Source organism: Desulfovibrio faecalis (genome assembly GCF_053570625.1).
Window position 1 is genome coordinate 1,358,008 of record NZ_JBRBQR010000001.1, and the last position, 13,879, is coordinate 1,371,886.

Sequence of the window (13,879 nt, forward strand, 5' to 3'; positions counted from 1 at the left end):
GCCTCTCCGTCAGATATAGATGCCCAGCAACACGCCAGCCAGCACGACCGGCGAAATGATGCCATTGATGGTAAAAAAGGCCGTGTTCACATGGCGCAGATCCTGCGGCTTCATGAGTCTGTGCTCCACAAGCAGCATAACGCTGATGCCGAACCACACCACGTACCATGGCCAGGAAAGCCCGGCGGCAAAACCCGCCAGCAACAGAAAGATGGACGTCATGGCATGCGAGAACGCGGCCAGCGTCAGGGCAGTGTCCGGCCCAAAAGAAGCAGGCACGGAATGCAGCTCAAAGGCCACGTCAAAATCCATGTCCTGAAACGCATAATAGATGTCAAACGCAGCTACCCAGAATGTGACAGCCCAGAACAGCAGCACAGGCGCAAGGCCAAGGCTCGCGGGATTGACCGAGAGCCAGCCAGCAAGCGGGGCAAGACCCAGGGTCGCGCCCAGCCAGAAGTGGCACAGGGCCGTAAAGCGCTTGAGCATGCTGTAGATGGCCGCAAACAGCAACGCAGGCACGGAAAGCCACAGGCAGACAGTGTTCAGCGCCGCGCAGGAGGCAATAAAGATAATTGCCATGAGCGCGCAGAAGGCCCATGTCTGCCCCTTGCTGATAACGCCCGTGACCAGGGGGCGGCCCTGTGTGCGCGGGTTGTCGCGGTCAAAGGGCAGATCGGCCAGCCGGTTGAAGGCCATGGCGAATGAGCGCGCCGCGATCATGCCGATGGTCAGAAAAATCAGGCTGCGCGCAGAGGGCAAGCCGCGTGCTGCCAATACCGCTCCTGCCCAGGCGTAGGGCAGCGCAAAAATGGAATGCTCAATCTTGATCATCCGGCAAATGTCGCCAAACTGGCCAAAAGGCGTGGAAAGCCTCATGCCGGAATGCGGAAAAAAGCCCATGTGTTCTCCTTAACCGCCGCAATCGGCGGGGTCGCCCTGCAATTTGGCAAGGGCGTGGGGCAGGGCGGGCAGTACGGCGGCAAGGTTTTCCACAACGGCCTTGCGGCTGCCCGGCAGGTTGATGATGATGCTTTGCCCCAGCGCGCCCGCAGCCGCGCGCGAAATAACCGCGTGGGGCGTTTTGGCAAGGCTGGCGGCCAGCATGGCCTGAGTAAAGCCCGGCAAGGGCATATCGAGCAGGGCGGCAGTGGTTTGCGGCGTAATATCACGCGCCGAAAGCCCGGTGCCGCCGGTGGTGCATATAAGGTCAAAACCCTGGCTCAGGGCAAGCTCCGTCAGCAGGGCGCGCAGTTGCGTGGCTTCATCCGGCAGCAAAAATCCCTGGCTGTGACTCAGCGGCATGGCGGAGCCGACCATTTCGGCAATGGCGGGGCCGCTCAAATCCAGCCGCTGGCCCCGCGCGCCTTTGTCCGACAGGGTTATCCAGGCAAGGCTGTAGCCGGTTTTTCTGGCGGTTACTTCCAGCGGGCCTTCGGGCAGATCCGTCAGGGCAGTCAACAGCAGGCATTGCACCGCGTGGCTTGCCTGCCACGGTTCCTCTCCGTTGCCGCCCGGGTTTGCCACGTTTGGCGGCAGGGGCATCCATGCGCGCCCCGTGACTTTGAGCAGGGCTGTGCCGCAGGCCCCGCAAAAGCATGTGCCCACCCGGAGGTGGGGCATTGCCCACGGCTCGGGCGTCATGAGGCCGTGACTGCGGCAAAAATCGGTATCCGTGGCGGCAACAGGCAGCAGGGGCAGACATTGGCCCCGCTTGCAGGCGTGTACGTGCAGCAGGATGTTCATACGTTGCTCCGGGGAACTGGCCGATGGATGGTATCGGATTGGAGTGGGCAATAGATTATTGTAGCCGCAAGCGCAATGGGTTACAAGTCCGATACGCGCCTGCGCATGCGCAGCCAGCGAGGCCTTTCGTCTGCGCATGCCGCGTCCGCCGCTCAGGCGGCCCCCCAACGCTGCACGGCAGCGTCATTTCCGTGTATTTTAAGGAGTATCCCCATGAGTACCCGCAGCCAGGATCAGACCCAGGACCTGAAGGTTCTAGGCACAGGCCGCCTTCAGTCCCCGGAGGGCGGCCCCAGCGTAGCCCTGCTGGAGGCCTTTCCCAACTGCTTTCCCCAGCGCCCGTATGTGATCAGCATCAGCTTTCCCGAATTTACCTCGCTCTGCCCCGTGACCGGCCAGCCCGACTGCGGCACCATCACGGTGGAGTACATTCCCGATGAGCTGTGCGTGGAATCCAAGAGCTTCAAGCTCTATATGTTCGCCTTCCGCAATCACCAGTCGTTTATGGAAACCATCACCAACAATGTGCTGGAAGACCTGCGCACTCTGCTCAATCCCTGCTGGTGCCGGGTCAAGGGCCTGTTTGCGCCGCGCGGCGGCACGCGCATCCACGTGTTTGCCGAAACTTTCAAGGACACCATGCCCGAAGAGCAGAACCGCCTTGTGCGCGAAGCTGTGGCTGCGTGGAAGTCTGAACCCGATCCGCACCGCCCGTAGTTGTGGCTTGTTTGCTCCCGGCGGCTTTGTTTTGTTAGCAAGGCAAAGTCGCCGGGAGTGGAAAATTTTTGGTGCAGGCAGTTTGCTGTTCACGTGTTTTGACCGGCGCGCTGCCCTGATTTTTTTTGCATGGCTGAAACGAGGAATAATGATCGCTTCTGAAAGCGGCTGCGCGCATGGCAACGGTGGTAAATCCTCCTCGTCTTGCGCTTCCGGCCCTGCCGAGCACGGCCCCGGGCATTCTGGCGGCATTGCACGCACGGCGGCCCTTTTGGGCGGCTTTGCCCTTGTTTCACGAGTGCTTGGCCTTTTGCGCGATATGAGCATGGCCTGGCTTGTGGGCGGCGGCGCTGCCGCTGATGCACTGGTGGCTGCCATGCGACTGCCCCATGTGCTGCGCCGCATGCTGGGCGAAGGCTCGCTTTCCATGACCCTGACGGCAAGCCTTGTGCATCTGGAGCGCAGGGGCGCATCGCTCGACAATGGATTGGAGGGGGAGCGCAGCCGCAGCATGCGCCTGCTGGCCCGCGCTCTGGCCGTGAGGCTTGGCCTTGTGCTGACCCTGCTCACAGTGTTTGGGCTGGTGGCCACCCCATGGCTTACTGATATTCTGGCTCCCGGTTTTTATGGGCCGGAACGGCAGGAGGCCATATACCTGCTGCGTATCTGCCTGCCCTATACGCTGGCAGCGGGCATGGCGGCTCTGGGCATGGCCCTTTTGCACAGCCTTGGCGTGTTCTGGTTGCCCGCTGTTTCTCCTGCCCTGTTCAATATTGTTATTCTGTGTTTTGCAGGGGCGGCTGCTCTGGGCCTGCTGCCTGCGGCCCCGGCTCTGGCCGTGGGCATGCTTTGCGGCGGTGTCGCACAGTGGCTGGCGCAGTGGCTGGCCGTGCGGCGTTTGTTGCCGCTGCATAATGCCGGGCCTGCCCAAGGGCCGGATACCGCGCAGGATAGCGAGAGCAGGGATGCATCCACACTGCGCAGGCGCGCGGCATCTCTCGCCTGGAACTGCATTGGCCGTCTGCCTGCGGGCCTGCTTGGGGCCTCCGCACCGCAGCTTGCCATGCTGGCCGCCATGTCTCTGGCATCCAGCCTTGGCCGGGGGCAGGTGGCTGCTCTCTACTATGCCGAACGGCTGCTTGAACTGCCCCTTGGACTGGTGGGCGTGTGCCTGGGCATGGCAAGTCTGCCCACTTTGAGCCGCCTTGCCGTTGCCAGAGAATTTTCGCTTTTTTCGGATCAGCTACGTACGGCCCTGCGTTTGACCCTGCTGTTGAGCCTGCCAGCCGCCACAGGATTGTGGGCCGTGGGGCCGCGCTTGGTGGAAGGTCTGCTGCGGCACGGAGCCTTTGGCGACAACGCAGCCTATGAAACGGGTCTTGCCCTGTGGGCCTATTTGCCGGGCCTGCCCGCCTTTGCCGTCAACCGCTCCCTGCTGGCGGCCTGCAACGCGCTGGGCGAGGTGCGGCGCACGGCGGTCAGCGCTGTATGGGCCGTGGTTGCTACGCTTGCGGTCGGGGCCGCACTGGTCCATAGTCTTTCGGGCAGCCTTGGCGTCATGGCTCCGGCACTGGCCGTAAGCCTTGGCTTGTGGCTGCAGTGCGGCTTTTTGTTGTGTATTCTGGGCAGGGCGCTGAAAAGAAGTTCCGCTGGCGCGGCATCCGCCAGCGCATGTCTGCCTTCGGCGGGTGCTGTACTGCGTCAATGTGCCGCTGCTGCGGCCACGGCCCTTGCCGCGTGGCAAATGCTGGAGCTGTTGCACGGGCGCGGCATCTGGCTGGGGCTTGCCCTTGCCATTACTGGCGGCGCAACAGCCTGGGCTGTTTGTCTGTTTGTTTTGCGCGATGCTGATGCCCTTGCGGCTGCCCGCGCACTGGCGCACCGTCTGCATGGCAGACCACACCAACAGTAAGGAGCGCGGAGCGTGGCTCTCGCGGCAAAGCATATGCCCAACATCTCTCACGTTCTGCGCCGCAGGCTTGCCCTGGCTGTATGGGGGGCGGCCTTGCTGCTGTTCCTGCTGCTTGGCGTCTGGAACGTCAATGAGGACAGGCAGGAGGCGGAAAACCGTCTTGGCAGCGAGGCCGGACGTACCGCAGCGCAACTGGCGGCCCTGCTTTCCCTGCCCGCCTGGGAGCTCGACGAACTGACCGCGCGCACCATTGTCATGGCTGCCATGACCGATGAATCCATTTACGCCATCAAGGTGCAGACGCCGCGTGGCATGCTGGAAGGGCAGCGGCGCAACTACCAGTGGGAGCCCATTCCCTGGGACGATGAAATAGCGGAAAACAGCGTGCAGGGCATGAATCCGCTCAAGATGGAAGGCCGCCCCGTGGGGTCGGTGGAAGTGTACCTTTCGCCCCGCATTACTGATGAAGATCTGGCCCAGAAGGCCCGCCGGGAAGTGGCGCGTTTTTGCCTTTCCGCCCTGTTTGCAACCCTGGTCTTGCTGGCACTGCTCTGGCACTGGGGCGATCTGGCCCGGCTGAGAGCATTGCTGCTGGAGCGTACCACGCCGCGCGGCGCTGCGGCGTCTGGCGATCCTGCTGCTGATTCGGTCCCTGCGCCATCGCCGGAACCCGGCCCTGCAGGTATTTTTGAATCTGACTCCTCTTGCGACAGCGCCGCCCGCAGTCATGAGGCGCAGGGCGGGAGCGGCGCGCCCCTGAGCGAAGATATCGCAGCCGGGGCTGTTGTGAGCCCCGAGCTTGGGCGGGCCTTTTTGCTGCGCCGTCCGGAAGCATGGCGCGTTACGGCTGGCATGTTCGGCAGAACGTTTGCCCCTGCCCCTGATCTGCTGCTGCGCCTCTACTCGCTGGAAGACGCGGACAACCTGTGCCGCCTGGGGCGGATTCTTGAAAAAGCAGCGCCCTGCGTGGGCGCGGAGCGGCTGGCCTCTGCCGCGCATGCAATGCAGTGGGCCGTGACTGATTCGAACGCCGCTTCTGCGGCTCAGGCCGTGGAAGAATGCGTGCTGGCACTGCGCGAAGTGCTGGGTGCGCTGGAAGGGCAAACGGCCCGCAAGGAAAGCAAGCCCTCGGTGCAAGAGGGCGGAAGATAAGGAGATCATATGGGTTTTTTCTCTGCCATAAAAAAGATGTTCGGCGGCGCGGAAGATGCGGCCAATGCGGCGCAGGAAGTGCCCGCAGAAATTGACGCAGAAGCTGGCGCAGCCGCACCTGAATCCCTTGCAGAACCTGCTGCGAAACCGGCGGCAGAATCCGCTGCCCAGCCCTTTGCGGCATCTGCCGCTGATGAGGCTCTTACCCTGCGTCTGCGCGAGGCCGAGCCACGGCTTTCCGTATGGCTTGGCATTGTGCTTGAGGGCGTGGATGAAGCGGGTGACCTGCTGTGGCAGCGTCTGTTCTTCTTGCTGCGCGCCCTTGATGCCCCGGAGGCCGAAGCGCAGAACTTTGTGCGCGATTTTCAGGAATGGCTCGCCCGCATGGATTATCGGCAGGTGGAGGAATTCCGATCTGAATTGCAGTACCGTCTGGCTCTTGCCCTTGATATGGAAGACGAAGAGGACGAGCGCAATCGCCTGTTTCTCAAGATCAGTCAGGGCCTTTCGCGTACCCGCGAGCAGTTTTCCAAGGGGCTGGACGCTCTCTTTGCCGGGCATGGCGAACTGGACGACGCCTTCTGGGAAGAACTGGAAGAACTGTTTATCATGGCCGATCTTGGCTACGAACCCTCCATTGAACTGGTGGAACGCCTGAAAGAGCGCGCCCGCAAGGAAAAGGTGACGGAATCCGCCATGGTGCGCCAGTTGCTCATGGCTGAAGTGGAAGAAATCTTTCGCGCGCCGCGCCGCATTGCAGCCGTTAACCAGCCCGAAGTTGTGCTGATGATCGGCGTCAACGGCGTGGGCAAAACCACCACCATTGCCAAGCTGGCCCACCGCGACCGCATGCAGGGCAAAAAGGTCATGATTGCCGCCGCAGATACCTTCCGCGCTGCCGCCATTGAGCAGTTGCAGGTTTGGGCCGGGCGCGTGGGCGCGCTGTTCCATGCGCGCACCGCTGGTTCCGACCCTGCCGCCGTGGCTTACGAGGCCATGGACCGCGCGCTTCAGGAAGGCGTGGACGTGCTCTATGTGGATACGGCAGGTCGCTTGCAGACAAAGGTCAACCTGATGGAAGAGCTGAGCAAGATCCGTCAGGTGCTGGGCAAAAAGCATGCGGGCGCGCCGCACCGTACCATTCTGGTGATTGACGCCACCACCGGGCAGAACGCCCTTTCGCAAACCAAACTGTTCAAGGAAGCTGCGGGCATTGATGAACTCATCATCACCAAGCTCGACGGCACGGCCAAGGGCGGCGTAGCCATAGCCGTTGCCATGCAGCACCACCTGCCCATCACCTATGTGGGCCTTGGCGAAAAAATGGAAGACCTGCGCCCCTTCAGCGGCGAGGATTATGCCCGCGCCCTGCTGGGCGTGAAGGAAGACGCGTAGGCCCCTTCAGGATTCAAACCTGCAATGCCGGCGTGATTGCCGGAAGCGGAGCATGCCATGAGAAGAGCGTTTATCTGTCCGTCCAAGTATGTGCAGGGCGAGAACGAACTGCTCAACCTTGGGTATTTTGTGCGGCAATACGGCACAAAGGCCTTGCTTGTAGCCACGGAAAGCAGCGTGAACAGGGTGCGCCAGACGTTGGAAGCCACAGCGGCCAAATTTGGTGTGACCTTTGTGGAAACGGAATTTCAGGGCGAATGCTCACGCGTTGAAATCGCCCGCCTTGGCGAGCTGGCGCGTCAGCACTCCTGCCACTGCACCGTGGGGCTTGGCGGAGGCAAAGCGTTGGACACGGCGCGCTGCGTGGCGGCGGGGCAGGGGGTCATTGTGGTGCCCACCACAGCGGCTACGGACGCGCCCACAAGCCATTCTGCGGTGATCTACACGCCAGACGGCGAAATGGAAGACTACGCCTATTTTCCTCGCAATCCCGATGTGGTGCTGATGGACGTTTCCATCATTGCCGCCTCGCCGGTGCGCTATCTGGTGTCGGGCATGGGCGATGCCCTTTCCACCTATTTTGAGGCGCGGGCCAACGTGCGTTCGTGCGCTCCCGTCAACGCGGGCCTGCCCTGCGGCGCGCGTACGGGCGACTGCCCCCCGGCCAGAGGCACCCTTGCAGCGCAAGCCCTTGCCGCCACCTGCTACCGCACCCTGCTGGATGACGGCTACAAGGCTGTGCTTGCCTGTCAGGCCAAGATGGCGACGCCTGCGCTGGAAAACATCATTGAAGCCAACTCACTGCTTTCTGGTCTGGGCTTTGAGAGCGGCGGTCTGGCGGCAGCCCATGCCGTTCACGATGGCCTGACCGCGCTGGAAGAAACCCACACCTACCTGCACGGCGAAAAGGTTGCCTTTGGTACGCTGGTGCAACTGGTGCTGGAAAACGCTCCCACGGAAGAACTGGACGAAGTGCTGGGCTTTTGCACCTCGGTGGGCCTGCCCGTGTGCCTGAGCGACATAGGCATTACGGATATCAGCCCGGAAGCCCTGCGCAAGGTGGCCCGCAAAGCCTGCCTGCCCGAAGAATCCATCCATGCCATGCCCTTTCCCATTACAGAAGAGAGCGTAGCTGCGGCCATTATGGCGGCGGACGCTCTGGGCAACGCATTCAGAAGCTAAAACTATCCTGCGGCGCAAGCCGTCAGGGCTGAAATTGTCAGCAATAGAAAGGGGATTCCTGCACGGGAATCCCCTTTCTGCGTATTTGCAGGGCAACGCTGAGAAGTCTGATCTCCAGTTATTCCCGGTTGGGGCGCATTTTGCCGTTTTGCGGTTTGCGAGTGGGGGTTCCTTTATTGCTTAACAAGATATGAAAACCCCCATTGACTTTCCCCTGCACTGGAAGGTTACGCTGGTCTGAAATAATCATTTGAGCATCTATCTGGTGCTGAGAATACATTTGAAAGGGTTTGTGGGCCGATATGTATTTTGTGGGGATTGTTTACGTTTAACGCTTGGAGTCGTGTGATGAAAAAAATTTGCCTTGCATTGTTTGTCAGTTGCTTTGTCTTTGCATTTACGCTCAGCCAGTCGGCCAACGCCGCTACAGAGCTGAAGCACTGGCCTGCTCCTGTGAAAGAACAGCTCGACAAGGTGATTGAAAAAAATGCCAATCAGGGCAACTTTGCCGTTTTTGACATGGACAACACGAGCTACCGCTATGATCTGGAAGAATCCCTGCTGGCCTACATGGAAATGAAGGGCGCGCTCTCACGCGAAAAGCTGCCCCAGGAACTGCGCCTCATTCCCTTCAAGGATACCAAGGACTTCAAGGAAGGTCTGGTCAGCTACTACTACCGCCTGTGCGAGACCGAAGACCTCATCTGCTACCCCTGGGTTGCGCAGGTTTTTGCTGGTTTTACGCTTAAGGAACTCAAGGGCCATGTGGACGGCCTGATGGAGTACAAAAAGCCCCTCAAGGCCAAGTATTACAGCGGCGATACCGTGAAAGAAGCCAGCATCAACCCGCCCAAGCCTTTCACCGGCATGCAGGAACTGTACGCCAAGCTGATGGAAAACGGCATCAACGTGTACGTTATGACCGCCGCCAGTGAAGAGCTGGTGCGCATGGTGGCCAGCGACCCCAAGTACGGCTACAACGTCAAGCCTGAAAACGTCATTGGCGTCACCATGCTGCTCAAGGATCCCGCCAGCGGCGCTCTGACCACCTCGCGCCTCCAGATCGAAAAGGGCCAGTACGACCAGAAAAAGAACCTCGACATGCTGCTCACCACCTACCTCATGAATCCCATGACCTGGTACGAAGGCAAGATGGGCACCATCCTTGGCTACATCGACCAGTGGAAAAAGCCCATCATCGTGGGCGGCGACACGCCCATTTCTGACGGTTACATGCTGCTGAACGGTGTGGACGTGGAAAAGGGCGGCGCGCGCGTGTGGATCAACCGCAAAGACAGCGCCATGAAGAAGATGGAAGGCATGTGGACCAAGGCCGCTGCCCGCCAGAAGGAACTGGGCCAGCCCGTCACCGCCGACAAGAACTGGCTTGTGGTCAAGCCCGAAGAAATTCAGTAGCCGAAGCGCGCTGGCGGTTTTGCCGCCTGACGCCGTGATCTGACATTCAGCAGGATATTCCGCCAGATATCCCGCGCAACCTGTCCCACATCCCTACCCCTCAATAAGTGAGGCCCACACGAAATGGTTCGTGTGGGCCTCATGATTTTAGCCTCTATACTGCGACCAGTGGGCGCTTACTCGGCCTTGAAGGTGAGTTTGTCGTCCGTGGCGTCCACCGTGACGCACTGGCCGTCTCGGATTTTGCCGCCCACCAGTTCCTTGGCGAGCGGGGTTTCCACAGCCTGCTGCACGTAGCGCTTGAGTGGCCGCGCCCCGTACACAGGGTCATAACCAGCATCGCCAATAAACTTGCGGGCCGCATCCGTAAGCTCAAGCCTGATCTTGCGGTCTTCAAGCCGCTTGCGCAGCCGATTGACCTGAAGATCCACAATGCGGGCAATCTGGTCGCGCCGCAGGGGCAGAAAGACCACAGTTTCGTCCACACGGTTGAGGAACTCGGGGCGGAAGTGCGCCCGCAGATCCTCCATGACCCTTTCCCTCGCGCCTTCTTTCAGCGAGCCGTCGGCGGAGATGCCGTCCAGCAGGTGCATGGAGCCGATGTTGGAGGTCATGATGACTATGCAGTTGCGAAAGTCCACCGTGCGTCCCTGGCTGTCCGTAAGGCGTCCATCGTCCAGCAGTTGCAGCAGGGTGTTGAACACATCGGGGTGCGCCTTTTCAATCTCGTCAAACAGGATGACGGAGTAGGGCTTGCGGCGCACGGCTTCGGTAAGCTGACCGCCTTCGTCATAGCCCACGTATCCTGGAGGCGCGCCGATGAGCCGCGACACGGAGTGCTTCTCCATGTATTCGCTCATGTCGAGCCGCACCATGTTGTCTTCCGTATCAAAGAGCGCCTCGGCCAAAGCCTTGGAAAGCTCGGTCTTGCCAACGCCCGTGGGGCCAAGGAAGATGAACGAGCCTGTGGGCCGCGCCGGATCGGAAAGCCCCGCGCGGGCGCGCAGCACGGCATCGGCCACTGCTGTAACGGCTTCGTCCTGACCCACCACTCGCTCGTGCAGCTGGTCGCCCAGGCGCAGAAGTTTTTCGCGTTCGGATTCAAGCAGGCGCGTTACCGGAATGCCCGTCCACTTGCCCACAATTTCGGCCACATCGTCGGGGCGCACTTCTTCCTTAAGCAGACGCGGGCCTTCGTGTTCCGAACCAGCGCCGGAAGCGGAGGCCAGCTTCTTTTCCAGTTCAAGCAGTTTGGAGTACTTGAGTTCTGCGGCCTTGTTGAGGTCGTAGGCGCGCTCGGCCTGCTCAATGGCAAGTTTGGTCTGCTCGATCTGCTCCTTGATTTCGCGTACATGGTCGATGGAGCCTTTTTCGCTCTCCCACTGTTTGCGCATGTTGGCCTGCTGGGCGCGCAGGTCAGCCAGTTCGTTCTCAAGCTTTTCAAGGCGCTCGCGCGAGGCGGCGTCTGTTTCGCGGCGCAGGGCTTCGCGCTCGATTTCGAGCTGCATGACCTTACGGTTCACTTCGTCCAGATCAGCGGGCAACGAGTCGATCTCTGTGCGGATCATGGCTGCGGCCTCGTCAATGAGGTCAATGGCCTTGTCCGGCAACTGGCGGTCGGTGATATAGCGGTGCGAAAGCACCACCGCTTCAACAATTGCCGAGTCGCTGATGCGCACGCCGTGGTGCACCTCGAAGCGTTCCTTCAACCCGCGCAGGATGGAGATGGCGTCTTCCACCGTGGGTTCTTCAACCATGACGGGCTGGAAGCGGCGTTCCAGAGCCGGGTCTTTTTCAATATATTTGCGGTACTCGTCCACCGTGGTCGCGCCGATGCAGTGCAGCTCGCCGCGCGCCAGCATGGGCTTGAGCAGATTGCCCGCGTCCATTGCGCCTTCTGTCTTGCCCGCGCCCACGATGGTATGCAGTTCGTCGATGAACAGAATGATCTGCCCCTCGCTTTTTTCCACCTCGTTGAGCACGGCCTTGAGGCGTTCCTCGAACTCGCCACGGTATTTTGCGCCTGCAATGAGCGCGCCCATATCAAGAGCAAAGAGCTTGCGGCCCTTGAGGCCCTCAGGCACGTCTCCCTTGACGATGCGGAAGGCCAGACCTTCCACGATGGCGGTTTTGCCCACGCCCGCCTCGCCTATGAGCACCGGGTTGTTTTTGGTGCGGCGCGAGAGAATGCGGATAACGCGGCGGATTTCGGAATCGCGGCCAATGACCGGGTCCATCTTGCCCTGACGGGCTGCCTCCACGAGATCGCGGGCGTACTTGGTCAGCGCTTCAAAGGTGTCTTCGGGGGTGGCGCTGGTCACTCGCGCGCCGCCGCGCAGCTCTTCCATGGCTGCCACAAACCGGGCGCGGGCGATCTTGTATTCCTTGAAAACTTCGCCAAGGGGCGAGGAGGGCGCAACATCGGTAAGCGCGGCAAACAGATGGTCAACGCTTACGTATTCGTCCTTCATGCGGTTGGCTTCGTTCTGCGCATCGCCCAGAATTTTTGCCAGCCGTTGGGTAATCATGATCTTGTTGGGGTCCATGCCGCCGCCGGAAACAGAAGGCCGCTTGCGCAGCGCGCCCTCGATGGCAACGCTGAGGGCCTTGGGCTGCACGCCCATCTGTTCCAGAATGCGCGGCACGATGCCGTTTTCCTGCTGCACGAGGGCCAGGGCCAGATGCTCGGCATCCGTCTCCTGATGGCCCATACCTGCGGCAATGCTCTGGGCCTGACCCACAGCCTCGCGGGCTTTATCCGTAAATTTGTTGATGTCCATAAGCTTCCTCCACACGCGCCCGCGCTGCGGCGGGCAAAATTTTGTTATTTCTGGCCGGGAGGCTGCATGCTCTCAAACCGGCTATTCGTCTTCAAAATGCTGCAGGCGTTGCACCCTGCGTTCCAGAGAATCTATGCGCTCCAGAAGATCCACAATAATAGTGCCGCCAAGCACGGGCAGCTCAAAGTCGCAACAGATGCGCTCAAGCTTGCGTACACGGTAGATGTCTACATCGCGAAAAAGGAAATCCTGCGCCGCGCTGGTGCGGGCTTCAATCCAGCCAAGGCCCATCAGTTCCTGAAGCCGCTCCGGCGCTATGCCTGTGGCTTCAATGAATTCCTGCCAGGCCATGACCGTTGAAGGCACGGGCAGTGAAGGTTTTTTCGGGGTCATGCTCATTTGTGTCCTCCACCAGTAACCGTATCGGTTGCCGCCTGCGGCGGCGCCGCTGGAATATGCATGCAAACCCTGCGCAGCCGCCGGGGGTGTCCGCTGGCTGCTGCCTGATTGTTCCCTACGCGCGGGCCTTGAATGTTGATATCTCGGCCAGCTTGTTCCACAGATCGCGTTCTTCGTCCGTGATCTGGGCGGGAACCCGAATCATGATCTTTGCCAGCAGGTCGCCCCGCTTGTCGCCAGCGCCCAGGCCCTTGCCGCGCAGGCGGAACTTGCGCCCGGAGCTGGAGCCTGCGGGAATCTGCATTTCTACGCTGCCTTCAAGGGTAGGCACTTCAACCCGCGCGCCCAGGGCTGCTTCCCACGGGGCCAGGGTCAGATCGCATTGCAGGTTGTCTCCGTCCACCTTGAAAACATGGTGGGGCAGATAGCGCACCCGCAAAAAGAGGTCGCCCGGCGTGCCGCCCGGCGCAGGGTCGCCCTGCCCGGCGAGGCGCAGTTTTGCCCCCTCGCGGATGCCGGCGGGCACATTGACCTCAAGGGTCTTTGAACCTGCGGGCATGTTGATGGACACGGAGCGCGGGCCGCCGCGTAGCACTTCTTCAAGGCTCAGGGCCAGCTCCGCCTCCACATCGCGGCCACGCCGCTGACGGGACGAAAATCCGCCAAAGGGATCAGGGCCAAAATTGGCCCCGCGCCCGCCAGCTTGCCCGCCGAAGGGGCCGCCGAACTGAGCGCCGCCGCCATACTGGCCACCGCCGCCAAACAGGGTTTCAAAAAAGTCTGAAAAGCCCGAACCGTCAAAATTTTTGCCGTTGAACGTGAAATGCACATTCTCAAAGCCCGGTTCGCCCTGAAACTGCTGGCCGTGTTGCCAGTTGGGGCCAAGCTGGTCGTACAGTTTGCGCTTTTCCGGGTCTTTGAGCACTTCATAGGCTTCGTTGATTTCCTTAAACTTCTCCTCTGCCTGCTTGTCGCCGGGATTGAGGTCGGGGTGGTATTTGCGGGCCAGCTTTTTGTAAGCCTTGGAGACCTCCTCGGCTTTCGCTGCGCGCTCAACTCCCAGAAGTTTGTAATAATCCTTGTACGATACTGCCATGATGCGTGCTCCCCGTCGGGTCGTTTCCTTGACGTGCGTCCAGAATACACCTGTTCACAACGCCTGCCCATAAAAAGTAATATC

Annotated in this window: 11 protein-coding genes; 6 read left to right on the forward strand and 5 right to left on the reverse strand. The window is 60.7% G+C overall.

The window, feature by feature from the left end; genetic code table 11:
• Positions 1–9 precede the first annotated feature (9 nt).
• Positions 10–903, reverse strand: a complete 894-nt coding sequence (locus ACUZ79_RS05990; protein WP_449250995.1) for a UbiA-like polyprenyltransferase — start codon at positions 901–903, stop codon at positions 10–12.
• Between the two features lie 9 nt (positions 904–912).
• On the reverse strand, positions 913–1,746 hold the full coding sequence (locus ACUZ79_RS05995) for a MogA/MoaB family molybdenum cofactor biosynthesis protein (RefSeq protein ID WP_449250996.1): 834 nt from the start codon (positions 1,744–1,746) through the stop codon (positions 913–915).
• A 213-nt stretch (positions 1,747–1,959) separates the two neighbouring features.
• On the opposite strand from ACUZ79_RS05995, the gene queF reads away from it, so the two are divergent.
• The 6 genes from queF (at position 1,960) to ACUZ79_RS06025 (ending at position 9,520) form a co-directional block, all read left to right on the forward strand.
• Positions 1,960–2,463, forward strand: coding sequence for a preQ(1) synthase (gene queF / locus ACUZ79_RS06000; RefSeq protein ID WP_192113672.1), 504 nt, complete (start codon positions 1,960–1,962; stop codon positions 2,461–2,463).
• A gap of 148 nt (positions 2,464–2,611) precedes the next feature.
• Positions 2,612–4,375, forward strand: a complete 1,764-nt coding sequence (murJ, locus tag ACUZ79_RS06005) for a murein biosynthesis integral membrane protein MurJ (protein WP_449250997.1) — start codon at positions 2,612–2,614, stop codon at positions 4,373–4,375.
• Between the two features lie 33 nt (positions 4,376–4,408).
• On the forward strand, positions 4,409–5,527 hold the full coding sequence (locus tag ACUZ79_RS06010) for a hypothetical protein (protein ID WP_449250998.1): 1,119 nt from the start codon (positions 4,409–4,411) through the stop codon (positions 5,525–5,527).
• Positions 5,528–5,536: 9 nt separating this feature from the next.
• Positions 5,537–6,922, forward strand: coding sequence for a signal recognition particle-docking protein FtsY (ftsY, locus tag ACUZ79_RS06015; protein WP_449251000.1), 1,386 nt, complete (start codon positions 5,537–5,539; stop codon positions 6,920–6,922).
• A 57-nt stretch (positions 6,923–6,979) separates the two neighbouring features.
• A complete protein-coding gene (locus tag ACUZ79_RS06020; RefSeq protein WP_215647171.1) occupies positions 6,980–8,104 on the forward strand; it encodes a glycerol dehydrogenase in 1,125 nt (374 codons plus the stop codon).
• Positions 8,105–8,452: 348 nt separating this feature from the next.
• A complete protein-coding gene (locus ACUZ79_RS06025) occupies positions 8,453–9,520 on the forward strand; it encodes a hypothetical protein (protein ID WP_240824028.1) in 1,068 nt (355 codons plus the stop codon).
• A gap of 176 nt (positions 9,521–9,696) precedes the next feature.
• On the opposite strand, the gene clpB is transcribed toward ACUZ79_RS06025, so the two are convergent.
• From clpB to ACUZ79_RS06040, 3 genes are all read right to left on the reverse strand, one after another.
• Entirely contained in the window at positions 9,697–12,300 is a 2,604-nt protein-coding gene (gene clpB, locus ACUZ79_RS06030; RefSeq protein WP_240824029.1) for an ATP-dependent chaperone ClpB, read from the reverse strand.
• 81 nt (positions 12,301–12,381) lie between these two features.
• Complete coding sequence (locus ACUZ79_RS06035; protein WP_449251001.1) at positions 12,382–12,699, reverse strand: chaperone modulator CbpM; 318 nt, start codon at positions 12,697–12,699, stop codon at positions 12,382–12,384.
• 115 nt (positions 12,700–12,814) lie between these two features.
• A complete protein-coding gene (locus ACUZ79_RS06040; RefSeq protein ID WP_449251002.1) occupies positions 12,815–13,795 on the reverse strand; it encodes a DnaJ C-terminal domain-containing protein in 981 nt (326 codons plus the stop codon).
• Positions 13,796–13,879: the final 84 nt, after the last annotated feature.

Coding starts and splice junctions, on each gene's coding strand:
- ACUZ79_RS05990 (WP_449250995.1), bottom strand. CDS start 903: ATGGGCTTTTTTCCGCATTCCGGCATGAGGCTTTCCACGCCTTTTGGC.
- ACUZ79_RS05995 (WP_449250996.1), bottom strand. CDS start 1,746: ATGAACATCCTGCTGCACGTACACGCCTGCAAGCGGGGCCAATGTCTG.
- queF (WP_192113672.1), top strand. CDS start 1,960: ATGAGTACCCGCAGCCAGGATCAGACCCAGGACCTGAAGGTTCTAGGC.
- murJ (WP_449250997.1), top strand. CDS start 2,612: ATGATCGCTTCTGAAAGCGGCTGCGCGCATGGCAACGGTGGTAAATCC.
- ACUZ79_RS06010 (WP_449250998.1), top strand. CDS start 4,409: ATGCCCAACATCTCTCACGTTCTGCGCCGCAGGCTTGCCCTGGCTGTA.
- ftsY (WP_449251000.1), top strand. CDS start 5,537: ATGGGTTTTTTCTCTGCCATAAAAAAGATGTTCGGCGGCGCGGAAGAT.
- ACUZ79_RS06020 (WP_215647171.1), top strand. CDS start 6,980: ATGAGAAGAGCGTTTATCTGTCCGTCCAAGTATGTGCAGGGCGAGAAC.
- ACUZ79_RS06025 (WP_240824028.1), top strand. CDS start 8,453: ATGAAAAAAATTTGCCTTGCATTGTTTGTCAGTTGCTTTGTCTTTGCA.
- clpB (WP_240824029.1), bottom strand. CDS start 12,300: ATGGACATCAACAAATTTACGGATAAAGCCCGCGAGGCTGTGGGTCAG.
- ACUZ79_RS06035 (WP_449251001.1), bottom strand. CDS start 12,699: ATGAGCATGACCCCGAAAAAACCTTCACTGCCCGTGCCTTCAACGGTC.
- ACUZ79_RS06040 (WP_449251002.1), bottom strand. CDS start 13,795: ATGGCAGTATCGTACAAGGATTATTACAAACTTCTGGGAGTTGAGCGC.